The 24,848-nt window shown below is 50.4% G+C and carries 35 protein-coding genes; 27 read left to right on the top strand and 8 right to left on the bottom strand.

Translation table 11 applies throughout. From position 1 onward, the window contains the following. Positions 1-32 precede the first annotated feature (32 nt). From HV352_RS15690 to HV352_RS15670, 5 genes are all read right to left on the bottom strand, one after another. Positions 33-1,085: a tyrosine-type recombinase/integrase gene (locus tag HV352_RS15690; protein ID WP_048225960.1), complete on the bottom strand. Its 1,053-nt coding sequence runs from the start codon at positions 1,083-1,085 to the stop codon at positions 33-35. A 79-nt stretch (positions 1,086-1,164) separates the two neighbouring features. After that, positions 1,165-1,536 carry an ASCH domain-containing protein gene (locus HV352_RS15685; RefSeq protein WP_032428730.1) on the bottom strand — a complete coding sequence of 124 codons (372 nt, stop codon included), beginning with the start codon at positions 1,534-1,536 and terminating at the stop codon, positions 1,165-1,167. Further along, complete coding sequence (locus HV352_RS15680; RefSeq protein WP_048225959.1) at positions 1,514-2,587, bottom strand: hypothetical protein; 1,074 nt, start codon at positions 2,585-2,587, stop codon at positions 1,514-1,516. The genes HV352_RS15685 and HV352_RS15680 overlap by 23 nt, the downstream gene beginning before the upstream one ends. Positions 2,588-2,613: 26 nt before the next feature. Continuing rightward, positions 2,614-3,693 (bottom strand): hypothetical protein, encoded by a 1,080-nt coding sequence (locus HV352_RS15675; RefSeq protein WP_048225957.1) that lies wholly within the window; start codon positions 3,691-3,693, stop codon positions 2,614-2,616. Positions 3,694-3,719: 26 nt separating this feature from the next. Continuing rightward, on the bottom strand, positions 3,720-4,331 hold the full coding sequence (locus tag HV352_RS15670; protein WP_048225955.1) for a phage repressor protein CI: 612 nt from the start codon (positions 4,329-4,331) through the stop codon (positions 3,720-3,722). A 133-nt stretch (positions 4,332-4,464) separates the two neighbouring features. Between HV352_RS15670 and HV352_RS23740 the strand changes: the two genes are divergently transcribed. From HV352_RS23740 to HV352_RS15625, 10 genes are all read left to right on the top strand, one after another. Then, positions 4,465-4,686 carry a hypothetical protein gene (locus tag HV352_RS23740; protein ID WP_032411932.1) on the top strand — a complete coding sequence of 74 codons (222 nt, stop codon included), beginning with the start codon at positions 4,465-4,467 and terminating at the stop codon, positions 4,684-4,686. Positions 4,687-4,718: 32 nt separating this feature from the next. Further along, the gene (locus HV352_RS15665) at positions 4,719-5,222 is read left to right on the top strand and encodes a phage regulatory CII family protein (protein WP_181634868.1); all 504 of its coding nucleotides are present in this window, start codon (positions 4,719-4,721) and stop codon (positions 5,220-5,222) included. 9 nt (positions 5,223-5,231) lie between these two features. Then, positions 5,232-5,459, top strand: a complete 228-nt coding sequence (locus tag HV352_RS15660; protein ID WP_181634867.1) for a phage filamentation protein Fil family protein — start codon at positions 5,232-5,234, stop codon at positions 5,457-5,459. Then, entirely contained in the window at positions 5,449-5,877 is a 429-nt protein-coding gene (locus HV352_RS15655; protein WP_048225952.1) for a hypothetical protein, read from the top strand. The genes HV352_RS15660 and HV352_RS15655 overlap by 11 nt, the downstream gene beginning before the upstream one ends. Next, entirely contained in the window at positions 5,877-6,278 is a 402-nt protein-coding gene (locus HV352_RS15650; protein WP_003838010.1) for a hypothetical protein, read from the top strand. The genes HV352_RS15655 and HV352_RS15650 overlap by 1 nt, the downstream gene beginning before the upstream one ends. 68 nt (positions 6,279-6,346) lie before the next feature. Next, positions 6,347-6,580 carry a DUF2732 family protein gene (locus HV352_RS15645; RefSeq protein WP_048225950.1) on the top strand — a complete coding sequence of 78 codons (234 nt, stop codon included), beginning with the start codon at positions 6,347-6,349 and terminating at the stop codon, positions 6,578-6,580. Then, positions 6,571-7,440, top strand: coding sequence for a Dam family site-specific DNA-(adenine-N6)-methyltransferase (locus HV352_RS15640; RefSeq protein ID WP_181634866.1), 870 nt, complete (start codon positions 6,571-6,573; stop codon positions 7,438-7,440). Before HV352_RS15645 ends, HV352_RS15640 begins: the two co-directional genes overlap by 10 nt. Beyond that, a complete protein-coding gene (locus HV352_RS15635) occupies positions 7,437-7,649 on the top strand; it encodes a hypothetical protein (RefSeq protein ID WP_048998144.1) in 213 nt (70 codons plus the stop codon). The genes HV352_RS15640 and HV352_RS15635 overlap by 4 nt, the downstream gene beginning before the upstream one ends. 1 nt (position 7,650) lies before the next feature. Continuing rightward, complete coding sequence (locus HV352_RS15630; RefSeq protein ID WP_181635481.1) at positions 7,651-9,666, top strand: replication endonuclease; 2,016 nt, start codon at positions 7,651-7,653, stop codon at positions 9,664-9,666. 136 nt (positions 9,667-9,802) lie between these two features. Further along, positions 9,803-10,000: a hypothetical protein gene (locus tag HV352_RS15625; protein WP_001742468.1), complete on the top strand. Its 198-nt coding sequence runs from the start codon at positions 9,803-9,805 to the stop codon at positions 9,998-10,000. On the opposite strand, the gene HV352_RS15620 is transcribed toward HV352_RS15625, so the two are convergent. Genes HV352_RS15620 through HV352_RS15610 form a run of 3 tightly spaced genes read right to left on the bottom strand, consistent with a single transcriptional unit; the run spans position 9,974 to position 13,127 of the window. Next, positions 9,974-10,297, bottom strand: coding sequence for an ogr/Delta-like zinc finger family protein (locus HV352_RS15620; RefSeq protein WP_012602735.1), 324 nt, complete (start codon positions 10,295-10,297; stop codon positions 9,974-9,976). The genes HV352_RS15625 and HV352_RS15620 overlap by 27 nt on opposite strands. Beyond that, complete coding sequence (locus HV352_RS15615; RefSeq protein ID WP_000038862.1) at positions 10,294-11,355, bottom strand: phage portal protein; 1,062 nt, start codon at positions 11,353-11,355, stop codon at positions 10,294-10,296. The genes HV352_RS15620 and HV352_RS15615 overlap by 4 nt, the downstream gene beginning before the upstream one ends. After that, a complete protein-coding gene (locus HV352_RS15610; protein WP_181634865.1) occupies positions 11,352-13,127 on the bottom strand; it encodes a terminase family protein in 1,776 nt (591 codons plus the stop codon). Before HV352_RS15610 ends, HV352_RS15615 begins: the two co-directional genes overlap by 4 nt. 161 nt (positions 13,128-13,288) lie before the next feature. Here HV352_RS15610 and HV352_RS15605 point away from each other — a divergent pair, with 161 nt between their 5' ends. The 17 genes from HV352_RS15605 (at position 13,289) to HV352_RS15530 (ending at position 24,838) form a co-directional block, all read left to right on the top strand. After that, positions 13,289-14,092, top strand: coding sequence for a GPO family capsid scaffolding protein (locus HV352_RS15605; RefSeq protein ID WP_181634864.1), 804 nt, complete (start codon positions 13,289-13,291; stop codon positions 14,090-14,092). A gap of 61 nt (positions 14,093-14,153) precedes the next feature. Then, positions 14,154-15,176 carry a phage major capsid protein, P2 family gene (locus tag HV352_RS15600; RefSeq protein ID WP_003838043.1) on the top strand — a complete coding sequence of 341 codons (1,023 nt, stop codon included), beginning with the start codon at positions 14,154-14,156 and terminating at the stop codon, positions 15,174-15,176. A 3-nt stretch (positions 15,177-15,179) separates the two neighbouring features. Then, on the top strand, positions 15,180-15,881 hold the full coding sequence (gpM, locus tag HV352_RS15595; RefSeq protein WP_181634863.1) for a phage terminase small subunit: 702 nt from the start codon (positions 15,180-15,182) through the stop codon (positions 15,879-15,881). Positions 15,882-15,977: 96 nt separating this feature from the next. Further along, the gene (locus HV352_RS15590; RefSeq protein ID WP_024143839.1) at positions 15,978-16,430 is read left to right on the top strand and encodes a head completion/stabilization protein; all 453 of its coding nucleotides are present in this window, start codon (positions 15,978-15,980) and stop codon (positions 16,428-16,430) included. Then, positions 16,427-16,933, top strand: coding sequence for a phage tail protein (locus HV352_RS15585; RefSeq protein WP_181634862.1), 507 nt, complete (start codon positions 16,427-16,429; stop codon positions 16,931-16,933). Before HV352_RS15590 ends, HV352_RS15585 begins: the two co-directional genes overlap by 4 nt. Continuing rightward, complete coding sequence (locus tag HV352_RS15580) at positions 16,930-17,637, top strand: hypothetical protein (protein WP_181634861.1); 708 nt, start codon at positions 16,930-16,932, stop codon at positions 17,635-17,637. The genes HV352_RS15585 and HV352_RS15580 overlap by 4 nt, the downstream gene beginning before the upstream one ends. Next, complete coding sequence (locus tag HV352_RS15575; protein ID WP_181634860.1) at positions 17,634-18,761, top strand: DUF2586 domain-containing protein; 1,128 nt, start codon at positions 17,634-17,636, stop codon at positions 18,759-18,761. The genes HV352_RS15580 and HV352_RS15575 overlap by 4 nt, the downstream gene beginning before the upstream one ends. Then, positions 18,758-19,213, top strand: a complete 456-nt coding sequence (locus tag HV352_RS15570) for a phage protein (protein ID WP_000044253.1) — start codon at positions 18,758-18,760, stop codon at positions 19,211-19,213. Before HV352_RS15575 ends, HV352_RS15570 begins: the two co-directional genes overlap by 4 nt. Before the next feature lie 9 nt (positions 19,214-19,222). Beyond that, positions 19,223-19,516, top strand: a complete 294-nt coding sequence (locus HV352_RS15565; RefSeq protein WP_048225932.1) for a phage holin family protein — start codon at positions 19,223-19,225, stop codon at positions 19,514-19,516. Continuing rightward, positions 19,513-19,854 (top strand): M15 family metallopeptidase, encoded by a 342-nt coding sequence (locus HV352_RS15560; protein WP_181634859.1) that lies wholly within the window; start codon positions 19,513-19,515, stop codon positions 19,852-19,854. The genes HV352_RS15565 and HV352_RS15560 overlap by 4 nt, the downstream gene beginning before the upstream one ends. Further along, positions 19,854-20,234, top strand: a complete 381-nt coding sequence (locus HV352_RS15555; protein WP_181634858.1) for a hypothetical protein — start codon at positions 19,854-19,856, stop codon at positions 20,232-20,234. Before HV352_RS15560 ends, HV352_RS15555 begins: the two co-directional genes overlap by 1 nt. Beyond that, complete coding sequence (locus HV352_RS23735) at positions 20,164-20,352, top strand: hypothetical protein (RefSeq protein ID WP_230121678.1); 189 nt, start codon at positions 20,164-20,166, stop codon at positions 20,350-20,352. The genes HV352_RS15555 and HV352_RS23735 overlap by 71 nt, the downstream gene beginning before the upstream one ends. Then, positions 20,339-20,596 (top strand): putative phage tail assembly chaperone, encoded by a 258-nt coding sequence (locus HV352_RS15550; RefSeq protein ID WP_021293731.1) that lies wholly within the window; start codon positions 20,339-20,341, stop codon positions 20,594-20,596. Before HV352_RS23735 ends, HV352_RS15550 begins: the two co-directional genes overlap by 14 nt. A 187-nt stretch (positions 20,597-20,783) precedes the next feature. After that, positions 20,784-22,751 (top strand): phage tail tape measure protein, encoded by a 1,968-nt coding sequence (locus tag HV352_RS15545; RefSeq protein WP_181634857.1) that lies wholly within the window; start codon positions 20,784-20,786, stop codon positions 22,749-22,751. Further along, a complete protein-coding gene (locus HV352_RS15540; protein WP_181634856.1) occupies positions 22,748-23,077 on the top strand; it encodes a DUF2590 family protein in 330 nt (109 codons plus the stop codon). The genes HV352_RS15545 and HV352_RS15540 overlap by 4 nt, the downstream gene beginning before the upstream one ends. Beyond that, a complete protein-coding gene (locus HV352_RS15535; protein ID WP_181634855.1) occupies positions 23,074-24,258 on the top strand; it encodes a baseplate J/gp47 family protein in 1,185 nt (394 codons plus the stop codon). Before HV352_RS15540 ends, HV352_RS15535 begins: the two co-directional genes overlap by 4 nt. After that, a complete protein-coding gene (locus HV352_RS15530) occupies positions 24,251-24,838 on the top strand; it encodes a phage tail protein (RefSeq protein ID WP_137397116.1) in 588 nt (195 codons plus the stop codon). The genes HV352_RS15535 and HV352_RS15530 overlap by 8 nt, the downstream gene beginning before the upstream one ends. Positions 24,839-24,848 lie beyond the last annotated feature (10 nt).

Genomic DNA, 24,848 nt, shown 5'->3' with positions numbered 1-24,848 from the left:
CAATAAGTTAGGTTAGTGATAAGGAGTGGCGATTACGGGGCAATGCCAACCGCTGCCGCCACTTTGTCGCCATTTGGTAGGGTAGCCAATGGGTTAAAGCGCAGCGCTGTTTCAAGGTGATCAGGGGCCAAGTGAGCATAGCGCATGGTCATTTTTATGTCGTGGTGACCAAGGATTTTCTGAAGAGCAAGGATGTTACCGCCTGACATCATAAAGTGTGCTGCAAACGTATGGCGCAGAACGTGGGTAAGCTGACCGCGCGGCAGCACGATAGAAGTTTTCTCCATCACAGATAAAAACTGGAAGTAGCAGTCAGTAAAGAACTTGAAACCGTCCAAGGCAATGATTTCCTCATACAACTCTTTGCTGATTGGAATGCTGCGGTTCTTTTTGCCCTTAGTCCTGACAAATGTGATCCGGTATTTTGTAACCTGAGAACGAGTCAGGTTTACAGCTTCGCGCCAGCGGGCACCGGTACTCAGACAGATTTTGACAACTAGGGCGAGTAGGGGGCTTTGGCGTTTGCAGTCGCACAATAGCTCAGTGATTTGTTCATGTGTCAGCCAGGCCATCTCTTTTTCTGCGATGGTGAATTTGCGCATGTTCTCCAATGGGTTTGGCGCAGTCCATTCTCCAAGTCGTGCCAGCTCGCTAAACACTCCGCTCATATAGCTTTGCTCAAGATTGATAGTTACCGGGCTGGCTCCTTTCTTCCATTTTTCGCTAAAGTAGATTTCACCCGTCAGGCGTTTATCGCGATAGTGCGCGAACATTTTGGATGTTAAATCAGTGGCGAGGGGATTTCCGAGAGCATCGACCATCAGGATCAGCTTGTCGTGAACATGCTCGCCTGCGGTCAGAGATTTTCCGTGCAGCTTGTACCAGAGTTCGACGATATCTTTTAGCGTCCGGCGGTCTACCGATTCGCCCAGCCAGGGTTTCGCCTCAGTCTCATCCATCATGTGCCGTTCAAACGCTAACGCTTCACCTTTACTAGCGAACTGCCTACGCACGCGGCGTCCGCTACGACCTGCGGGATAGCATTCACAAATCCATTTTCCGGTGGTGAGTTTTCGTACTGACATAAAAAATGCCCTCCTTTTGGAGAGCATTTTTACTGTATGTATAAACAGTGTCAATGTATGATGTTAAGAACCTTATACATCATAGGTATCGGTATGACTGCGGTGCTGTTATGTTGTCACCTAATGAACTTAGCAAACGTGGTTGTTCATAGACTTTCAAATCACCGATCTTAATCGCAAAGGCTTTATCCCTGCTTTGAAAGTAAGAATCAAAAAATTGTTTACTGATACCCGCATAACGGCTGGTTTTTTTCCAGACATTGCTGGGTTTATCTTCAATAACATCAGCAATATCGAACTCAGCAACAATCATCCCTACAGGCATTGTTGAATAAATAACCACAGATTTAACATCTGGATTTTTGAAGATTCCTTTTCTGAACTCAAACTTTTTTGTTCCATCAAGAATCTTTTCAACAAATTCAGGTTTAATTGACAATAATACTTTCATCTACAGCACCAAGTTTAATAATGTTGTCAAATTCTCTGTCGGTTAATTTTAATACACCCCAATATGCTTGTGGATTTAAACCAACGTCTTCTATTAGTTTAGCACGAGTGATTCTTTTCGGTAAAGCAAGATTATATGTAAAACTTATAATATAGGGGTATTTCTTTGTTTTATAAAAACTTCTCAATTCTGTTTCGGTAAATACACTATACCGAGCACAATATTTAATAAAATCTTGCTCTGTTGGGAATGAAAAAATATCTCTAACATCTTCTACGACACATAGAGATGTAGCAACAGAACGATAATGAGCTGGACCTTTTTTATCTGAAGTTCGATAAATTACGAGAATGTCATGCATTTTTATATTTGCTACATCTTGCATGGCGCAGATGTAAATTTTTCTTATACTGTTAGCGTGAGACACGTCAGTAATAATATCTGGAGATTCAGTTATAAGTTTTGAGTCTGGGAATAGACGAGTATGAAAATCTGGATAAATAGATAGTAAGTATTTGTTTTCTTTATGTCTGTTGTTGATGAAGGGATAGTCGGCAAGAAGGTCTCCAGTGAGATCATCGGTGCTCATTTCTCTTACTAAAACATTTTCAATACCATTTTCAGATTCTTTTTTTCCGTATTTTATAAACCCATAATTTAAAAAAAGTTTAATCAGGTAATCATGCTTATCAAAAACTGTTACATATATATCGTTCACTTTTTCACTTAATGCGTGGTCAAATATCTTTTTCAAAAAACGTTGACCTCGTAATGTACCTTTCGTATTAAACTTAAAGGTCCCTATTTTGAGATGTTTTAAATCAGCCAATGAAGGGTTAACATCAGTAACCTCGCCATCTTCAATTTTTAGATACATGAATCCATCAATTGAATCATCCTCATTGTAGAGCACGTATGCTTTTTCTCTTAGATCTTTTGCTTTTTTGTGAAACCATTCTACAAAACCAGCTTTATAGTCAGCTTTCAATGAGTCAAAAAAAGCATCGTCAAAGTTTACTTCATTAAAACTAATGTGCTTTAAATTTTCCATTTTAATCTCCATGTCTCATTGAAAAGTCATTTTCTAAATTTAATGAAATGTGCGATTATATATAATGCTATTAACGATAGTGAACCGTAAATAAATAGGTTTTTATCTAAGCTTTCTGTTGGTACAAATTTCATAACAAATGTTATTGCTGCGCCGTAGAAAATGTATGCAAATATTTTGCTTAGTTTAGATTTCGTGTTTTTAAATTTTACGACGACAGAAAAATCATTAAGTCTCGAATTTATATCATTTGATATTTTCCAATGATATATCATTGGATCATGAGACCCGAAAGATACTCCTTTGCTAAAATATTTTGTCCATGTCTCAGACTCTAAAATTCTTGAACCTTTATAATTTGAACCGGATGCGGAACAGTCATCAACCATATCGCGGATTATAAAAATATGGCATTTCAAAGGGGTACAAGCGGCGCTAGCAAGAGTTGTGGCTATTTCGGAGGGCAGGTTTCTTTGCTCATTAACCCTAAAATCGATGATATCAGACCGCTCAATACTACTCTTAAGGAAGAGATCTTTGGGGTAAAATGTTTTCACTAAAAGACCGATATCTTCTTTATTAATTTGGACACGGAATCTTAAATAGTGATTGCAAGCATCTTCGGAAGAGAGACAATCCTTGAGTTTAAAGGCTAGTAAGGTGCCATTGTGGATTTTTGTTATCTTGACTCTATGATCAAGCTCGCCGCCGCTAAATGATAACTTAGTATTAACAACTAAGTCTCCTTTATTGGCGAGCACTAATTTTAAATGTCTACCATCTACTGTTTTAGTGTCAATAAGGTATTCATTGAAAACTGCAGTTACGAGATCTCTGCTTGATTCAAGGTTTTCACTAAGATCAGAAAAAAAATTATTTTCTTTTTCGAATGGTAGGAATATACATATTGCCCCATGCTTAGCAATAGTTTCATCTTCAGGCTTTTTGAATGTGATGCCAAAATCTAAATAGCCAAATTTATGAGCGCTTATGTTCCAAAAATTAATATGCAACTCTTCAATGAAATTCTTATGTTCAGAGTTGTAGGTCGAGCCTGAACTACTATGATAATCCCTACACCCCCAGACCGCAAAACTTCGTGACATATCGATTTCCTTTGTCAGTAACGGTTTTAATTCAAATTGACCAGTAAGTAAAAATGGCATCGTGCAATTGGGTTTAGTTCACTGATAAAGCATTCAAATGAATGGCATGGATTGGGTGCTCCAACCTTGACTCTTCCTACAGGTATTCTCGTAAGTTCTCTAATACTCACTTTCCCTTCTATCTCTACCACCCACTTACCATCGGTCACTTCGTGAAAATGTTGATCAGCTAAATAGAGCTGATCTGAATCCATGATTACGATAGGTTTTCGCAAAGAATCTGGCACCAACGCTTTGTCGAGTAGGTAAAAATTTGAATCTAATAATTTCCCATCTTTGATTTTTTTTCGAGGTACGGAAAACAAATCAGCAAGAACATTTTCATTTGCTGATTGGATACCTAAAGATTTTTGAGGTGGCTTAGGACTCCCAGTTCCAAATGAAAGCCACTCAACTGGGACGCCGGTCTCAATTGAGCACTTTATTATCCAGTCAGCAGGGAACACGTCTCTCATCCATCTGGTGCTCATCGTGCTTGTTGAAATCCCAAGCCGCTCACAAAGAGCCTTACGAGTACTTACTCCGTAGGCCTCAAGCATACGAAGAATAGCCTCACGGCCACCATTGTTAAAATCCATTAATGCTCCTTTGGAACCTTACATGTTGACAAACTCCAAATGAGACGTAATATTGCTACTGAAGCTCATTTGGAGTCTTCACTATTGAACACCGCTAGACACGGTTTACTTACTTAAAAAGGAATCTTGCATCATGACTCCTCACATTTCAATCACGTTGACTGTTCCTTCCGTATCAATTGAAAAATATAGCGAACTTACTGGGCTATCAATTGACACAATCAATGACATGCTAGCGGATGGTCGCTTGATACGGCACCGCTTACGCAAAGATAAAAAGCGCGAAAAAGTTATGATCAACATTGCGGCTATGACTGTCGATGCGCTCTCAGATTGCAACGTGTCCATCAATTAGTTCGATTTTGAGACCGACTGAGGGCAATGACTATGTTTGATTATCAAACCTCCAAACATGCGCACTTTGATGCGGCTTGCCGAGCATTTGCGATTGAGCACAATCTGGAAGATGTGGCCGCTGCTGTTGGCATGAGGCCGCAGATCCTGCGCAACAAATTGAATCCAGCACAGCCACACCGTTTAACCTGTGACGAGCTTTTAGCTATTACGGATTACACCGAAGATGCGCGTTTACTGGATGGAATGCTGGGGCAGATTAACTGCCTTCCATCCGTACCAGTGAACAATGCCACAGAAGGCAACATGCAGTTGTGCGCACTGAGTGCCACAGCCTGTGTGGGCGCAATTGCTGGGGAAGCCGTATCAACTGGTCATATGACCGCCGCCCGCCGTACACAAATTCTGGATCGCGCTCGCGATGCAATCCGTAGCTTATCCGTGCTGGCGTATACCGTTGAAAGCCGTATCCAGTCTGCGCCTGCTCTGGCCGCAGCGGTGGATCTGGTGACGGCTAACGCCACCGGCTTGATGTGAGGGAGCACCATGAAAGCGTTTGTTACTTACCTCAAAAAAGAATCACCAGCCATGCAACGGCCAAGCGGTTCAACGGGCTGGATAGAACTACCGAACGGTCAGCGCTGGAATCCTGGCCACACGTATAAATTCAATGCGCATGAGTCTGTTCGAATGAAAGGCGGGGTGGTTTTACGTTTCTTGCCTACAAAAGTCCGTCGCCTGGTTGGGGGGATAGGGGGGCGCTATGGCAATTAGTCAGGAACAGCAACAGCGCGGACTGGATCAGATTAAAAAGATTCGCCGCAAATACTTCAATACCAGCAGTGAGGCTGCTGACTGGTGGGACAAATTAACACCGGAATGGCGCGGGGTAGTTCTCCATGCCGCCGCTGTTAATTCTGGCTTGAGTGTATTCAAAGCCCACTTAAGCAAATGCTGCTGGCGGGAACTGTTTGAGCGTCTGGATTACCGGGCAATGATTCAGCTGCGCTGCGGCATTTCCCGTGCGCGTCTGACGATGAATGGATTCGGGTCATTGCGTGACAGTGATTTTTCTAAAAGTACCGCGAACCGTCCAATAAAGCGGGTTTATCCAATCAATAACAATCGGGGTCCGCAGATGATTATCGCGCCTCATATCGTCCATAAGTTACAACAACAGGGGAATCTCTGATGGCCATTATTTCCGTTGAAGGTAAATCGTTAGGGGCTGAGCTGGCCGTGTGGGGCGTTCCACATAATTATGCCGTGGCGTTTGCAGAGAAAAGCACCAGCAAAAACGGTCGCATTGCGCTGCATCCGTTCTTCTTTAATGACACTGAGCACATGACTAATCCGCGTCACTGGCTGGCAATCAATGCCGCTTTCTGGTGCTGCGTGTACCGCGAGGCCGAAAGCAAAGAAGCACAGATTGAAGCGCTGGCTGGGATCCGCGCAATTTTCTACACGGCCGGTGCGTTGGGTGTTGGCGAAATTAAAGCACTGATCCAGGAGTGGTGGCGGACAACGTACGAGCTGCACCTTATTCCTGCACCGAACCATTCCGCCGTCACTGTACAACCCGCTTTTCACTAATTAACAACATGATTTTTTTTGGCCACAGCTTAGGTGGCCGGGGATTCTTTTGCCTTAAGGAAACCAAAATGCACATGACACGTCAGGATTTACCCGCAACAAAATCAGGCACTGACCTGCTGGCTATGCTCACCCAAGCCACGCAGGAAGGTAAAGCCGCTGCTGCTGATCTGTGTTCCACCCGTCTGGATAAGCTGGCCACCCATGCAGCCAATGAAGGTTTAAGCGCAACGGAAATCATTGAGTTAATCCGCGAAGAAGCCGCAGCGATTTGCAGTAAAGGCGGTGCAGCATGGCAGTAAAAACTCCGCTTAAGTGGGTGGGCAGCAAAGCCCGCCTTATGCCGCAGTTGCTTCCCCATCTGCCGGAGGGTAAGCGCCTGATAGAACCTTTTGCCGGTTCCTGTGCTGTCATGATGAATACGGATTATGACGAGTACCTGATCGCTGATGTGAATCCTGATCTGGTAAACCTGTATAAGACGATGGCTTATCACACCGATGCGTTGCTTATTGAGCTGGAGGCTTTATTTTCTGCCGGTTCAGTAGGTGATGAAGAAAATCGAGCAATTTTCTATTACGCGGTACGTGATGCCTTTAACCAGTCCGGCAAATCCTTTGGTTCTGAATCTGTGGAAGCTGCGGCGCGTTTTCTTTATCTGAACCGTCACTGCTTCAATGGCCTGTGCCGATACAATCGCCGTGGCCAGTTCAATGTTCCGTTTGGTAAGTACAAAAAAACCTACTTTCCTGCTGATGAAATCCGCGCTTTTGCTGAAAAAGCGAAACGTGCAACGTTCATTACTGCCCACTATTCAGAAACGCTTGATTTGGTAAGGGACGGGCATGACGTTGTTTATTGTGATCCGCCTTACCTGACTGATACCGACAATTTCACCGCTTACCATGAGCGCGGTTTTTCGCACATGGATCAGGGACGGCTGGCGCGTAAGCTGCGTCGCCTGGCTGAGCGTGGGATTAGGGTTGTCGCGTCAAACAGCGATCTGGAAATGGTGCATTACCTGTATGCAGGATTTGACGCTGTGCGGGTAAATGCGCCACGCAGTGTGGGTGCAGCAGCTGCAAGCCAGAAAGTTGCCGCAGAGCTGATTCTTAAGTCACCTGCAAACCCGGCGATCGACGTTAAGGCGGTGGTGGCATGATGGCGGAAATAATCACCGGTATTTATGCCTTGTTTGCCTGTATCACTTTCGTTTTTCTCTTATGGGACGAATGCCAGGATGAATTTGATCACGATGCTGAGGACTTAGGGTTAATCACTCTGAGTGCGGTTTTCTGGCTACCGCTGGTAGCGGCCGTACTTGTGGCCTTCCTGATAGATTTCTGGCGCAAGTGGGTTAACCGTGGTTGATATGCTGGAGCCTGGCCAACACCATGCCGTCAATGCCTGGCGGCGTGAAACCTTTGCGCCTGGCACTCCTTCAGATGCAACGATCACAGAACGCCGTTTGTGGGCTTTAAACCCACAGGATTATGAATGGCGTTCCCAGTACCTGCATGAAATACCCGACTGGTTAGCCGGGTATTTTGGCAACCGTTACGAAAAGCTGCTGGCTGGCCGTGACGGGCGTCGCCGTGCCAATACATTCCTGCGCAAAACTATCGGCGGGAATGTATTGCCACGTCTGCGCAAAGTGGCTGCACGTTACAAACTGGCCGCTGATGCACTTGATCTTCCTTTCGGTAAGTCGCTGGAGCGACTGCCGTCACTTGACCGCCCGGAACTCAAAAAACTGTCTGGCCAGATATCTGGCTGGATCTCCCAGTCACTGTATGACTTTACCGATCAGTTTGTGGGCAGTACTGACGATGCCGCAGAGCTGCGCCGCCGTACGCTGGAGTCTTACCGCCATTTATGCACGTGTTCCCTGATGCTGAACAATCAGCCGCCGTACTGGGCTGAACATGAAGCTAATGGTGGGCAACTGGAAACGCGTAAGGCTGAATCTGGGATCCTCCGCATGATGGCACCAGAATGGTGGTATCTGCGTCTTAAGCGGGCGCGGGATATGCAGCGTGAGCATATGGCCATTGCCGTGGGGCAGGTACAGAAAGCGGCCAGCGCTTATGTGTCCCGTAAAACCCTGGGCGAATGGATAGACCAGAAAAAGCGGAACCTTGAGTTCTTTAAAAAGTTTGACCTGCTGAATGATGAAGGGCTGCGTATTGCACTGGACAGCATGGTGCACCGCAGCGTTGCTAATCCGGCGATCCGTCGCTGTGAGCTAATGGTAAGAATGAGAGGATTTGAAGATATGGCCAATGAAGAAGGGCTGGCCGGTGAGTTTTACACTATCACTGCGCCATCGCGATTCCATGCGGTACACAGCAAGGGGGGCTTTGTTTCACAGTGGGATGGCTGCACCCCGCAGGACACCCAGCGCTACTTATGTGGTGTATGGGCGAAAGCCCGCGCCGCTATTTCCCGGGCAGGTATCCATGTTTTTGGTTTCCGTGTGGTGGAGCCTCATCACGATGGGACTCCGCACTGGCACATGCTGCTTTTTATGCGTCCTGGTGACGTGGATGCCGTGCGCGATATTCTTTGCTATCACGCCAGAATTACCGACTCCGAAGAACTGCAAACGCCAACCGCGCTAAAGGCACGTTTCCATGTTGAAGCCATCGATCCCGCTAAAGGTTCGGCTACGGGTTATATCGCCAAATACATATCTAAAAACATTGATGGGTTTGCGCTGGATGGCGAGCAGGACGACGAAACAGGGGAGAACCTGCGGGATATGGCCAAATCCGTTTCTGCATGGGCTTCACGCTGGCGCATTCGCCAGTTTCAGCAGATTGGCGGTGCGCCGGTGACTGTCTGGCGTGAGCTGCGCCGGTTGCGTGATCAGGTACTGACTGACCGCAGAATGGATGCGGTTCTGGCTGCTGCGGATGTTGGGGACTGGGCTGCATACACCCAGGCACAGGGTGGCGCACTGGTTGCCCGCCGTGATCTGGTTGTTCGTCTGGCTTATGAAATTACAGAGCAGGGCAATGAATATGCAGAGGACGTGCAGCGCGTTCAGGGTATCTATTCTCCATTGGTTCCAGATTCAGCGGTATGTACGCGCCTGGTGAAGTGGCAGAAGGTCGCGAAGTTGGCCGAAGCGCCAGCGGAGGCGGGTTTTTCTGGCGGCAACGCCGCCCCTTGGAGTTCTGTCAATAACTGTACGGAGGGTGGAACCCGCAGACGGTTAAAACTGGAATTGCGAAGCCGGGGTTTTGAAGGTTCTGACGATGAAATAGCCATTCTCATGCGGGGCAGTGGTTTGAGATTTGGCCAGGCGGCGTTGATTTACCGTAATGGCAGGTTACAGGAGACACGAAACGAGCCAATGCACGAGCTGTGGCCGGGGTGGTTGTAGCCTCGTAAGTCTGTGATACATCACTGTTTGTCAACGAATAGCAGCAAAAATCACTTTCACATTTTGTGCTTAAATGTATACTGTATGAATATACAGTTATTCTGTTTTTAGGAGGATGCTTGTGCAGGATTTGTTTATGGAAACTATCGCATTGCAGCGGATTGCGTTGTTTACCAGGTTGATCGCCAAAAGTAATTGCACTGGCTGTGAAAAGGACATTGCACTTGCCTGGCTAAGCGAGCTGACTTCAGATCTGGAAAGTAAACTTGATGAATATGAAAGTAAAAACCCCCGGGAAGGGGGCTTATCAGGCGGCGGGAGTCGCTTTCAGTAGGTCTAATGCCATTTGACGCTGATCGGGTGACAGTGCATTCAATATTTTCTGCACCATTGCATCACCCGTTTTCGCGCTGGGGCTGAGAGTGTGGGAGAACGTCAGATTCATCACAAACGTATGGCCACACTCCACATCTGAACAGGCGCAGTAAATATCCGCAATCTGCCGGTGCTTCCGGTTTGTTTTACGAATAACAGCCTTTGAGCCGCATTCCGGGCATTCGATTTTCAGAACTCGCATATTCCATGCTCCAGCTGTTAAATGATGCCTGGATTTTAGCCTTTTTCGCCTCATGCCGCATCCTTATCCGTTGATTCTGTGTAACTTAAATCAAAGTTAAGGTGCAGCCTTTCCGGTATTTCGGGATCGTTGTTCACCGCAGTCATAAACCGGCGCTGAATAGGCGCTATCTCGCTTTTCTTGTAAATCCTTTCCGCCTTTTCAACATCCCCCAGGCCAGCGGTGTTCTGCGGGACAATTCCGGCCAGCCCAGCGGGAAAGCGGTGTGCGTTGAGAATGTCCTGCGCACTGATGTTTTTGATGTTGGCAAATTCATCTTTTGCAGAGATATCCCCCATTTCAATAAACTTGATCGCATCCCCATCCCCGCCTGGAATGTTCACCAGAATGGTCGAGAAGTTACCGATACCTTTGCTGTCACGCAGCTGCTGTTCAATTTCTTCTTCCATTTCATCCGTCATACTGGGATCGCGCGTGTAGAGAATGCCGCCAGTATGGGCGCCGTTGTGGTAATAGCGGCGGCGGAAAATGACGGCTTCACTGTTAAGCAAGGCCGAGTGTACGCCGCCGATATAGTCGGGCAGCCCGTAAATATGCTGCTGCGGGTCGTACATCTTGATAAAGATGATATCTTCCTGCGGCCATACCTGCGGTTCACCGTCCTGCAATACCACATAATCGCCGGGCTGGTCTGTGGCGTTGTCTCTGACTTTACGGCGGCGAATATACAGGCCGGGTAAAGGTTCCAGGGCAATCACATCCCCCCATCCGTTGCGGATTTTACCAATTGCGATATCACCGAAGGTTGTATAGTCGAACGCCGCGGCTTCCAGCTGGTCGTAAGTCAGGCCACCGCCCAGATAATCAGACACAATCATATTTTTCCGGGCGTGGATGATGCCGCCATGCTGACCGTTCAGATTGATGAGCTGTGCCAGTGCCAGCCGGTCAATCGGCTGGGTAAAGTGATCGGCGGCATTGTCGTACCAGATGTCGCGGTAATCCGTGCCGGTAGTCAGCACGGGTTCCGGTTTGCCGAATGTAATGATGCTCATTTTTTTGGACTTATCGCCGCGCGGGTTGCGCTTAACGAAGCGGTTTTTTTTACTCATGCAGCCTCTTTCCTTACACCCCAGCGGGATTTCGGTTTGTTTTCGTAGTTGAGTGGTTCGTTATGCAGGGCGTGGGTAATTGCCCAGAACGCCTCCGCGTGGCCAGTGTCCTGGCTGCGGTCAGCGACAAATGTCATGGCGTTACCGCTTTGCGTGGTGGTGCGGCGTACAGCCATAAAGCTGGCCGGGATCTCTTTCAGGTTCTTGTCCCATTCAATACGCTGACTTTCCACCACGTCCGCCGCTTTCAGTACCAGCTGATTTTTCGTGTTCATGTCGTAACGAATGGCGACGGCCACGCGCATGGCAAAATGCTGGATGTTGTCAAAAACACCCTGGCCAATACCGGTAACGTCCACTCCCAGATAGGTGAAGTTGTATTTTTTAAACAGGAGTTCGATCTGCCTGGCCTGATAGCGGAAGTTCATGCCCTTCCAGTTAATAACCTTCAGAACGCGGAATTTCTCTGCGGCATACATCGGCGGGGCAATAATCACAAAACACGACAAATCGCCGCTACGTGCCGGGTCAAAGCCTCCCCATACTGGCCTGTCACCAAATGGCCGCGCAGCGCCCGGGTTGTGATCCTGCCAGGTGTCCACCTCCACGCCGCAAGCTTCCAGGTCTGAAAAGCTGAATACGGAATCCTTGCTGTCCACGAACACGCACATATAGAGCATGTTGAAGGTGGCGGTGTTGTAGCGGTTGCGCAGCTTCTCGATGTTGGCCAGGTTGAAGCCGCCCGCAATGGCATCCTCCATCGTGATGACATAGCGCCACTGACCATCCGGGCAAAGCCGTCCGCCGTTGCGCATTTCATCAAAAGACGGGAACTGAGCGGCCGCGCGTTTTTTGCTGCCCTGTTTCCATTCCTCACCCGTCCAGAACGGGTAAGCCTGGTGCGTTTTGGCCGATGGCGTTGAAAAGTAGGTGGTGCGCCATTTGTCATGGGTGGCCATTGCGCTGGCCACTTCGTTAAGCCTGGCGAAGTTAGGCACCCAGAAGTATTCGTCACAGTACAGGTGGCCACTGTAGGACTGCGCCGTGTTTTTGTTGGTTGAGAGAAAACGCAGTTCAGCGCCGTTGCTGAGGCGGATCGGGTTGCCGGTCAGCGTGATGCCAAAATACTGTTCTGCAATGTTGACGATGTAAGACCGGAAGTATTCCGCCTGGACTTTGGAGGCAGACAGGAAGATTTGCGGATCGCCTGTCATGACCGCGTTTTCAAAGGCTTCAAATGCAAAGTACCAGGTGGCACCGATCTGGCGGCTTTTAAGGATGTTCCTGACCTGCTGGCCAATATTCCGGCGCAGGTGTTTCTGGTATTCAAAAAGATGTTCTTCCGCCCAGGTGTCAAAATCCGCCTGGGTCAGAGAAGAAATATCGTTTTTCCTGTTTTTGCGTTTGGGGCGCGGTTCATCGCTGTTGCTGTCCCGTGCAGCTGCCTGACCGTTACTCTGGCCGCTGGCCATCTTTTCTTTATGCTTATTGCTTTGAGCACGCAGCTTTGTGGCGTGGGCAATCAGCATGTCCATTTCTTTCAGGTCGAGATCGGTTTTATTATCGCGGCTGGCCAGCAGCTGGTAGCGGCGTTCAATTGCCTCCTCTGTACTTTCAAAGCTGAGTAAATCCGCCCAGCTGTATTTCTCAGCCCAGTAGTAAACGATCCGCGCATTCGGCAGATTTAATTCTGATGCAATTTCTTTTGGCGTATAGCGGCGCAAATAAAGTGCGCGGACAACGCCTTTTAGTTCTTCTGAGTATTTAGCCATGCAGATAATTATGCCGTGGCTGTTATGAAAAAACGGCGGTGTTAATTCGCATCTGTTCGGTAATCCGTGATAACCGAATTGTTCAGAATAAAGCGTGATGCGGTGGTGGTTTTATTTGGCAATAATTGATTTGCAGCGTCGGTGAATAAATCAGGGGGGATATGTCGCATTTAAAAACTGACTGGCTGTGTGTTGCTACCGAAGGGGATACCGTTGACGGCAGAGAGATTAAACGCCAGTGGATTATCGATATGGGGGAAACCTACGACTATAACCACTATGTCGCTTTGATCTGGCCTGAACACGAGGATGATTGCGGTAATTTTGGGGAGGTGCTGGAAGCCACCTGGCATGATGGTGATGACGGACTGGCGCGGCTTTACGTCAGCCTTTGCCCGAATATGCGATTAATATTCGCCAACCATGAAGATCAGCTCCTGTTCTTCTCGATTGAACCGGATGAGAACTGGCGCGGTAGTGGGCGTACATACCTCAAGGGGCTGGCGGTAACAGATACTCCAGCCAGTGTTGGCACCACACGGCTGCGCTTTAGTAGTCGGCGCAAAAAATTATCTAAGCAGGGATATTACAGTTGTGTGATTTCCCGTGATGGAAAAATTAAACAGGACATACGAATGAAGAACTGGCAAAAATTGTTTGGTATTAAACCGAAGTTTGAAGATGAAACGCCGCCTGATGATACCGCGCAGGGTGATGATAAGTTACAGGCGCTGGCCAACGCGGTAAACGAACTGGAAGGCCGTGTAGCCAAAATTGAAAATCAGCTCAATGATGTTCAGGGTGATGTGGATACCATTGCGGAAGTGGTCGATACCGAAGAATTTGCGGCTATTCGTGATAATGCAAAAGATATCGTTAAACGTTTTAACGATCTGGGTAATAAATCCACCCGTACACCAGGGCGTAAGATTTCAGAAAATGCGGGTAAATTTAATTTCCTGTAATACGTTCTGACGTTAATTAGTACAAAAAATTTTTATTATCGCTTAATCGCGAGGGAGTTTTATGCACCTTAATAATCGTGCACGGGATTTACTGGATAAATATTCGAGTGGTATGGCGCAGCAGTTTGGTGCACGTGATACCAGTCGTTATTTCTCCCTGAATGACCCGCAGGAAAACGCGCTGCGTCTGGCGCTGCTGGAGTCCGTGGAGTTCCTGAACATGATCACCTGTCTGGATGTTGACCAGCTGAGTGGCCAGGTGATTTCTGTCGGTTCCTCCGTGCTGCATACCGGCCGCAGTGAAAATGGCCGCTTTGTTCGTCAGGTTGGCGTGGACGGCAATGACTATTCACTGGTTGAAACGGACAGCTGCGCCGCACTGCGCTGGGATCTGCTTTCGGTCTGGGCCAATGCCGGTAAGGACGAAAACGAGTTTTACAACCTGGTCCAGGCGTTTACCACACAGGCGTTTGCGCTGGATATGCTGCGTATTGGTTTTAACGGTAAGAGCCGTGCCAAAACGACGAATCCAACGGATAACCCGAACGGCGAAGATGTCAACATCGGCTGGCATGAGCGTATGAAAACGCTGCTGGGTGGTAATCAGATTATGACCGATCCGGTCGTGCTGGATGAGGCCGGGGATTACAAGTCACTGGATGCAATGGCTTCAGACCTGATTAACGCCAAGATTCCTGCTCAGTTCCGCAATGACCCGCGCCTGGTGGTTCTGGTCGGTGCTGATCTGGTTGCTGCTGAACAATACCGACTGTATCAGGCCGCAGACCGCCCGACTGAGAAAATTGCGGCGCAGATGCTGGGCAGCACTATTGCTGGCCGTCCTGCTGTTATCCCGCCGTTTATGCCGGGTAAACGTATGGTCGTCACGCCGCTTTCTAATTTGCATATCTACACCCAGCGCAACACCCGCATGCGTAAGGCGGAATTTGTTGAAGACCGTAAGCAGTTCGAAAACAAATACCTGCGTAATGAAGGCTATGCGGTTGAAGTGCCGGAGTTGTATGCGGCCATTGATGAATCCGCCGTGACCATCGGCAAGGTTTCCGAACCAGCAGAGGGCTGATAAATGGCACTTTCTCCCGCGCAGCGTCACAGCCAGCGCATTGCGATGGAACAAAAGCTGAAACGCAGCCAGGCACTGGAAACCACGGAAAGCATGCATCTGCTGATTAAGGCGCTGGAAACGGATGTGGAGCATGCCCGCAACCTGCCGACAATCGCGGATCGCGTTGAGTTTAAGCGGGATGTGTTGCTGCCGCGCTGGACACCGACTGTGGAAGCCTATCTGGAAAGCGGGCAGGTGTACGCCAATCCGGTATTTGCCTGGTGTGTTATCTGGTTGTTTGACGTGGGCGATCTGGATAAGGCGCTGGACTGGGCTGACATTGCAATCAGCCAGCAGCAGGCCACCCCGGATCGGTTGCGCAGTAATTTTCCCACGTTCGTGGCCGATACGATGCTGGCCTGGGCGCAGGAAACATCGGGGCGCGGGGAAAGTGTTGAACCGTATTTCTCCCGCACCTTTGATCGTGTCGCCAGTACCTGGCGGCTGCATGAACAGGTCACGGCCAAGTGGTTCAAGTTTGCCGGGCTGGAGCTGCTGCGCGGCGAAGATGGCCAGACAACGGCTGCGAGTGTGGATGATATCGAAACGCTGGAGAAGGCTGATCGGTTGCTGGCCACTGCAGAAAAATACTATCTAAAAATCGGCGTCAGAACGGCGCGGCAGACGATTGCCGCCCGTATCCGAAAACTGACGCAGGGGTAAAGACTACCGCAAGCCAGGCGGACGCGGTGGAGGGCAGAACACTCAGTGTGTCGCTGTGCCGTGGATACCGGCCAGTCCGCCTTTTTCGGGGGAATTATGTTTAGCGGAAAACCGCTGGATTATCAGGATGAACCGCTGACGAATAACGGGTTCTGGCCTGATCTGAATCTGAAGGACTTTCAGGCGCAGCGGTCACTGCCAGCCGATATTGACGCGGACACCATCAGTCAGGCGCTGCTGGCCGCTGTCGCTGAGGTGAATGCCGAGCTGGAAAACGTGGAGGCCAGCTGGAAAGCAAAAGGCCACACGCTGGCGGCAGATGTTCCGGGCGTAAAAATGGGCGGGCTTAACAGCCTGTGCGCCCAGTACATGAAAGCGGTATTTGCCAGGGCAAAAGCGGATTTACTGGGGGAGTTCGCCACTGTCGGGCGGCGCGAAACCCATCCGGGGCAGGAGAGCATGGAAACCCGCGCCGGGTTACTGGCTGAGGCTTCAGTGGTGATCCGTCGCATGAAGGGGCTTAAACGGGCAACGGTGAAAAAAGTATGAGCCAGACGCAGCTTGAGAGCCTGACCGCATTTTTTCAGCAAAACGTGCCGCCGCGCGCCATGCAGTCATTTGACAGTGTGCTGGATGAAATGAGGTTCATCCCTGCCGCGAAGGATTACGGGCTGGGGCAGTACCGCCAGGCGGTGATTCGCTATGACGCGGTAATCAGCTGGCAGCGTTTCCCGTATCGCCTGTGTCCGCCGCAGTTGCTCATGTCGCTGCTGGCCGCGTGGCTGGATGAGGCTGACAGGGAATTACTGGATGAAGTCGGCCTGACTGAAGCTGACCCTGACTGGGATGTGTCAGTGGAGGATGAGGAAACCGCCACCATTGTGCTGACGGTACCAATGGCGGAAGAACTGGTGATCAGGGAGGACGAACACGGGGCGATCCCGTGGCAGGGGAAACGCTGGTCGCTGGTTAACCCTGAAGTCTGGATAGCGATCACCGCCAATATTTACGGCGTGGATGAAACCGGTGCGCCGGTAGGCGGTACCGAATGATTGCCGGTGGTGAGCTGAATAAAAAACAGCTGGCAGAGTTGCGTAAATCACTGGCCCGCATGGAGCTGCCACCCAAAAAGCGCCAGCGTCTTATCTGGAGGCTGGCCAAATATGGCGTGATTGCTGCCGCAAAACGGCACGTTCGCAATCAGGAAGCACCGGATGGCCAGAAGTGGCCAGGGCGTAAAACGAAGCGCAAAGGGAAGATGCTGCGGAACCTGCCAAAACTGCTGCATATCCGTGAAATGCCAGAGATTCAGGCGGTGCGGATTTATTTGCAGGGTGGTGGCTACCGGAACGGAGAAACGCCGGTACCGGCCGGGACAGTCGGATATGCGCAACAAAACGGGATGCGCGTCAGTGTCAGCCGTCGCAGCCAGCCACGGAAGGTGGAGGCCGGAAAAATGGCCACGCCAGCCCAGGCCAAAAAACTGCGGGCGCTGGGGTACCGGGTACGCACCGGTAAACGCTGGAAAAAGCCCACGCTGGGCGAGTTAACCCAAACGATGCCATACAGCCGGGCGGGGCTACTGATTCGAAAACTCAGCGGTAAAGCGGTGAAAACCAGCTGGACAGTTGATCTTCCTGCCCGTGTTTTTCTGGGCATGAGTGACGATGAATTTGATAACGCGCTGGCGCGTCAGCTTCAGGCCATTGGCTTTGGCTGGGATGTTAAGGCGCAGGATATTAAGGGGAAAGCATGACCTGGCCAAACGTGACCGTGAACCAGGTAAACCAGCTGCTGGGTGAAACCAATGAAGTGGAACGCACGCTGCTGTTTATCGGTACGGGTACCAAAAATGTGGGGAAAACGCTGGCGGTGAATGCCCAGAGTGATTTTGATGCACTGCTGGGAGAAGGGGAAAGCCCGCTGAAAAACGATGTTCTGGCGGCACTGGCAAACGCCGGTCAGAACTGGTGGGCATTTATGCATGTGCTGCCCGCAGATGCTGAGGCCGATGCCTGGGTGAAAGCGGTTCTGGCCGCGCAGGTGGTGTGTTCGGTGGAAGGGGTGGTGCTGTCCAGTGATGTGACGGCAAAAGCCCAGGTGAATCAGGCGGCGACGTTAAGATCCACGCTGATTTCCAAATATGGGCGCTGGGTGTGGTTCATCCTGGCTGTACAGGGAATGCAGGAAGAAGAAGCCCAGGCGGATTACCTGACCCGTGTGTCTGCCATTCAGGACGGTATTGCAGAGAAGGCGGTGCAGCTGGTCCCGCGTCTGTGGGGAAATGAGCCTGGTGTGCTGGCTGGCCGTCTGTGCAGTCGTGCCGTGACTATCGCAGACAGTCCCGCTCGTGTGAAAACCGGGGCGCTGCTGAATCTGGGCAGTGATGAAATGCCGGTTGATGGTACCGGGGCGGTACTGGAACTGGCCACGCTTCAGGCACTGGAAGCGCAGCGCTTTAGTGTACCGATGTGGTACCCGGATTATGACGGTTTTTACTGGGCTGACGGGCGAACGCTGGATGTGGAAGGCGGCGATTACCAGTCGATTGAAACCCTGCGTGTTGCCGATAAAGCGGCGCGTCGTGTACGTCTGCTGGCTATCAGCAAAATTGCGGATCGTTCACTGAACAGCACACCAGGCAGCATTGCTGCACACCAGACGCTGTTTGCACGTCCACTGCGTGAAATGTCCACAGCGGCCAGTATCAATGGCGTGTCATTTCCGGGGGAAGTGAAGCCGCCGCAGGATGGTGATGTGACCATTGTCTGGAAGAACAAAAAGACGGTGGATATTTATCTGGTGGTACGCACCTGGGAAGTCCCGCTGCAAATCACCATCAGTCTGTTACTGGATGCCAGTCTGGAGGCCGCTGCATGAGTAAACGTATTTCGGGTATGTCGTTTGATACCTATCTTGACGGCGATCTGATCCACATCGAGAAAATCACGCTCGATATCACGGATAACAGCGCCGCCGCCCAGACCCGTGGTGTGCCGGATGGCCATGTTGATGGCGATGTGGCCGCAGAGGGAGAAATTGAAGTCAGTTCCAAAGTGCTGGGCGTACTGACAGCCAAAGCCCGCGCCGCAGGTTCGTGGCGCGGTATTCCTCCACTGGATTTCCTTTTCTATGCCAAAGCGGGCAGCGAAGAAATGAAAGTGGAATCGTTCGGCAACAAACTCCAGCTAAGTAATCTGCTGGATATCGATCCCAAGGGCGGCGGTGTGGCGACGCACAAAATCAAATATTTTGTGACCAGTCCCAAGTTCGTGAACATCAACGGTGTGCCGTATCTGGAAGCGGAAGCCACGGAAAACCTGATCGGATAGGGGGCAGGGATGCAGGACTATGAGAAAGGGTTTATTGCCCTGGCGGTGATGGGGGCGCTGATTGCGCTGGGCAAAATGTTGAGCAGTGGGGAGCCGATAACTCTGCGGCTGGTTGCGGGGCGCGTCATTGTCGGTAGCGCCCTGTCGGTTGCGGCTGGGGTGGCACTGTACTTTGTCCCGGATATTCATCCACTGGCGCTGGCCGGGATTGGTTCCGCGCTGGGTATTCTCGGTCTGAATGGCGTTGAAGCCTGGCTGCGCCGAAAGGGGATCGATTTTTTAGGTAAAGGGGGCAGCAAGTGACGTTAAGTGAAAAGCAGCAGCTGTTTACTGTTATGGTGGCCAATCTGATCCACTGGGCGGAAGAACGCGGCTACCGGCTGACGTTTGGTGAAGCGTACCGCACCCCGGAACAGGCGGCGCTGAACGCGAAGAAGGGCAGCGGCATTTCTAACAGTCTGCACACCCAGCGTCTGGCCGTGGATTTTAATCTGTTTGTGAATGGCCAGTACCAGACCCGTACAGAGGACTATCTGCCACTGGGTGAATACTGGGAATCACTGGGCGGAAGCTGGGGCGGGCGCTTCAAATTCAGACCGGATGGTAATCATTTCAGCCTGGAACATAACGGGGTGCGCTGATGAGTCACGCGCAGTGGCTGGTTGTGGTGGCGCTGGCGTTTGTCTGGGGCTGGCTGACAGCTGACTGGCGGCGCGACAGTCTGGAGCTGGCAATCAATACGGCGGCGCAGGTGGCTGGTAATGAATCGCGAAAGGTTATGCAGGGCATTGCCAGTGATTCCGCCAGGGCGCTGGAAGATAAACTGGAGGCGCTAAGAAATGCGCAACCGCGAGAGATCCGCACGGAAGTGCTTAAGCCGGTTTTTACTAACAGGTGCCTGTCTGATGAGTTTGTCAGCATGTACAACAGCGCCGTCGCCGGTACCGAACGTGCGTTATCAGGAAAACCTGAAAACACGATGCGCCACGCAGCTGCCGCGCCTGAACGGGGCGACAGGTAAAGATGCAGCGGAACTGCTGACTGTTTACCTTGAAATATATGGCCAGTGTGCGGCGCGTCATAATCAGTTAGTCGATGAAATTAATTTAAGAGAGCGTGTTATTTATGGAGCAAATTAAACTGAGTGTTTGTGGTGCAGATATTGTTTTTGAACCTAATCAGACTGCTTACAATAAACTGATTAATGAAATGGCAATGGATAATAAAGTTGCACCTGCAAATAATTATCTGATGCGTATTGTTACCCCTGAAACGAAAGAAGCACTGATTGACGTATTAAAACGTCCGGGGGCAGCGTTGCAACTGGTCAGTAAGGTAAATGATATTTATGCGCCAGAACTGGAGATTGAAGTAAAAAACTGACAAAGCGAGTCCATGATATTGAACGAAATGGACTCGAACAGTATTTAATTCTCCGTCGTCATTATTTACCTCATGGTCAGGATTCTGTTGACGATATTGCTGCCGCTATATGGCTGGATAATCGTCACTGGGAATATACGGGAATAGCCGTGGCTAATGGTGTGGCTAAAGCATTTAAAGGCACTGAATGAAACAGTTAGATTTTACATTAAGCCTGATTGATAAATTGTCCCGCCCGTTAAAACAGGCGCAGGGCAACGTAACGGGCTTTGCTGAAAAATCAAAAGAAGCCTTTATGCAAATTGGCGGCGGAGTTCTGGGGCTGGCGGGTACAGGGATGGCCATTAAAGGTGCGCTGATGCCTGCCATTGAAATGTATGACGCGCTGAATGATGCGGCCGCAAAAGGGATTGATGATTCAGCGCTTAAAGCCGTTCAGCGTGATGCGCTGCGCTTCAGTACAACCTACGGCGCCAGTGCGGTGGAGTTCGTCCAGTCCACGGAAAGTATAAACGCCTCCATTGCCGGGCTGACAGGGAATGAGTTGCCGAAAGTGACGAAAGTCGCCAATACCCTGGCGTTTGCGCTCAAATCCACCGCAGCGGAAACCGCTGAGTTTATGGGGCAGATGTTCGGTAACTTTTCCGCCGATGCCAACCGGCTGGGCAAAGTTGAGTTTGCTGAACAGCTGGCCGGAAAAATGGTGTACATGCGCAAAACCTTTGGCACGGAAATGGCCGCTATCAAGGATTTGATGGAAGGGGCGCGTGGCGTAGGTACCAACTACGGCGTGGGGCTGGATGAACAGCTGGCCGTGCTGGGACAGCTTCAGCGGACACTGGGCACGGAAGCCAGCAGCGCTTATGAAGGATTTATGACAGGAGCCATTGAGGGCGGTAAAAAGCTGGGGCTGTCCTTCACGGATTCCACCGGCAAAATGCTGTCCATGCCTGAAATGCTGATCAAGTTACAGGGCAAGTATGGCAAAAGTCTGGAAGGGAATCTGAAGGCCCAGGCTGAACTGGATGCGGCATTTGGAGACAGTTCGGCGGTGGTTAAACACCTGTACGGTAATGTGGCATTGCTTCAGCGCAATATCACCGAGCTGGGCGGTGCGGATGGCCTGAAGCGTACCCAGGAAATGGCCCAGAAAATGGTGAAGCCGTGGGATCGCTTTGTCGCAATCCTGAAGGCTATCCAGACCGTCATTGGCCTGACGCTGATTCCAGTGCTCTATCCGGTCCTGAACCGCCTGGCCGATATGGGGCAGACCTTTGCCCGCTGGATGCAGCTGTTTCCCAACATTGCGCGTGTTGTCGGGTATGCGGCGATGGCCTTACTCAGCTTTGCTGCTGTGGGGGCAGTCGCTAATATCGTGATGGGTGTCTCTAAATTCATCATGATGGGGTTGCGCGGGATCTGGACAGCGTTGACGGCCATCACGAAAGTTTACACCGCAGCTGTCTGGCTGGTGAACATTGCCGTTATTGCCTGGAACGCCACGCTGAAATTTCTGCGCGGTACGTTGCTGGCAGTTCGTATGGCGGCAATGATGGCAGGGATAGGTATCAATCTGATGAGCTGGCCGATCCTGCTTGTGATTGGTGCCGTTGCCTTACTTGCTGCCGGTTGCTGGCTGCTGATTAAACACTGGGAAACGGTAAAGAACGCGGTCATGGATACCGCTGCATTTCAGGCATGCGCCAGGGTAGTGGCATGGCTTGCCGGGGTGTTTGCTTCAGCCTGGCAGTTTATCAGTGAAGGATGGAACAGTTTTATTTCCATGCTGACCGGGTTTTCTCCTTCTCAGGCATTAAGCGGTCTGGCCACGGGTATTGTCTCGTTGTTTGATAATGTCTTGCTGTCCGTTAAAAACGGTTTTCTGAAGTCGTGGAACTGGATTGTTGAGAAGCTGAATAAAATCCCCGGTGTGGATATATCAATGGCCAGTACAACTTCATCCCCATTAACTGGAAATACGTTATCAACTGGCGGGGAGCTAAAAGGAATTGATAAGGGCGGGATAAATAAAACAATCAGTAGCAATTCTAAATCAGTCACTGATAACAGCAAAAAAATAGGGGAGGTTCATTTCCATACCAAAGAAGCGATGTCCCCTGGTCAGTTAATGGAATGGCAGGAGCTAAATGCGTGAGTGAGCCACTTTATATAGATTTGCTGATCCTGAAGGGTGATTTTGTTCTGAATACCGGATATGAACCTGAACTGTGTAATAACCGTAAAAGTATCGGGCAGGACATTATTCACGCCCTTATTGAAAGCGGACTGGCAACGGAACTGATTGCTGAACGCAGCCCAACAATGCGGGCGGATATTTTTACCCGTATGGAATTATTAATTGAAGATGATGAACGGATTATTCCGGGAACAGTGGAAATCAGTGAGGAAAGCCAGAAACGTTTATGGGTAACTGCCAGCACCTATGACTTTGGCGGTATTTCTGCACAGGTGGATTTATGACAGAAAAACCGCAGGTTGATTTTGAGGAAGTCGTGAAGGCCAGCGGGATGCCGGTGACGGAATCTGAAGTACGGGATCGCTTTAATGCGATTGCGGCTGAGGAAGGCATGATCACTAACACATCCCGCATGTCACCGTTCTGGCGGTTAATTACGGCCATTGTGACTGCGCCGGTGATGTGGCTGAGAGAGGTTCTGGTGTCCACGGTGCTGGCCAATATGTTTGTGGCCACGGCCAGCGGGAGCATGTTGCGTCTGCTGGCCTGGGCGGTGAACGTGACGGCGAAACCCGCCAGCGCTGCGCAGGGTGTGATCCGCTTCGTTAAGGAAGATGCCAGAGCCGTTGTGACGGTTAAGGCCGGGACGGTTATCCAGACTGAACGCATTAACGGCAGGGTGTACGAACTGGCGACCACGGCCGATGTGGTGATCCCTTCCGGCACGGCCAGCGCCTTGCTACCGGTGAAAGCCACCGGAACCGGGGGAGCCTATAACCTTGCGCCAGGGTATTACCGCATTCTGCCGGTGGCCGTGGATGGTATCAGCCATGTGGCCAGTGAGGAAAACTGGCTGACAGTGCCGGGTGCCGATGAAGAAAGTGATGATGAACTGCGTGAACGCTGTCGCAACCAGTTCAACCTGGTGGGCAATTACCACACGGATGCGGTTTACCGTTCAATGATTGCCGGTGTTGCCGGGCTGAGTATCGACCGGATTTTCTTTGAGCATGAAGCGCCGAGGGGACCGGGTACAGCAAACGCCTATTTATTGCTGGACAGCGGGGTGGCTTCCGCACCGTTTGTGAATGCGGTGAATGATTACATCAACACGCATGGACACCACGGCCATGGCGACGATATGCAGTGTTATGCCATGCCGGAAACCCTGCACGATCTGGCCGTGACCGTATACGTCAGAAATCTGGCCAACCTGACAGACGACGAACAAAACGACCTGAAGGCCGGGATTGAAAACCTGATCCGCTGTGCTTTCCGTGAAAACGCTGATTTTGACGTCAGAAAGACGTGGCCATATTCGCGGTTCTCGTTTTCTCAGCTGGGACGGGAGATCCACAAAACCTTTTCACTGGCGGATTCGCTGGCTTTTTCACTGGGTGACATTACCAGTGAGCTGAATGTGCCGCGCCTGAAATCACTGGTAGTGAGTCTTGAAAATGAATGAGTTCATGAAAAAGCTGACCGGGATGGTGCTTCCTTCCTGGATGAATCGGGGAGAGCCGAACAAGCTGCTGAAAACAGCCCGGCGATTCTGGGCGGACGTTTACGGCTGGATAACCTGGCCACTGAACCAGTTTGATCCACTGACCTGCACACCGGCATTACTGAACCTGCTGGCGTATGACCGGGACATAACCCGCTTTGATGGTGAGCCATTGAGCCTGTTCCGCAAACGGGTGGCATTTGCCTTTGTGAATGCCCGTGATGCCGGTTCCGTAGAGGGATTTATCAATATCTTTGAACGGCTGGGCATTGGGTATGTGGAGCTGCGGGAGCGCCAGCCAGGTATTGACTGGGATGTGATCCTGGTGCGTGTGACAGACAGCCAGATAGCGGACAACACGCAGCTGCTTATCCAGATAATCCGGCAGTACGGGCGAACATGCCGCCGTTATCAGTTTGAGGTGATCACATCGGAAAAGCTGGCCATCCGGGCTGGATGGGATCAGGGGGAATACGTGGTTTATCCGGCAACGTTAAGCGGTATGGAAACCCATAGCGCGACATTCAGCGCGGGTTTGTAAGGAGTTTTAT

The organism is Citrobacter sp. RHBSTW-01044 (assembly GCF_013781945.1).
GTDB classification, from domain to species: domain Bacteria; phylum Pseudomonadota; class Gammaproteobacteria; order Enterobacterales; family Enterobacteriaceae; genus Citrobacter; species Citrobacter braakii.
Note: the sequence above shows the minus strand (reverse complement) of the source record. Positions and strands in the feature narration are given on the sequence as shown.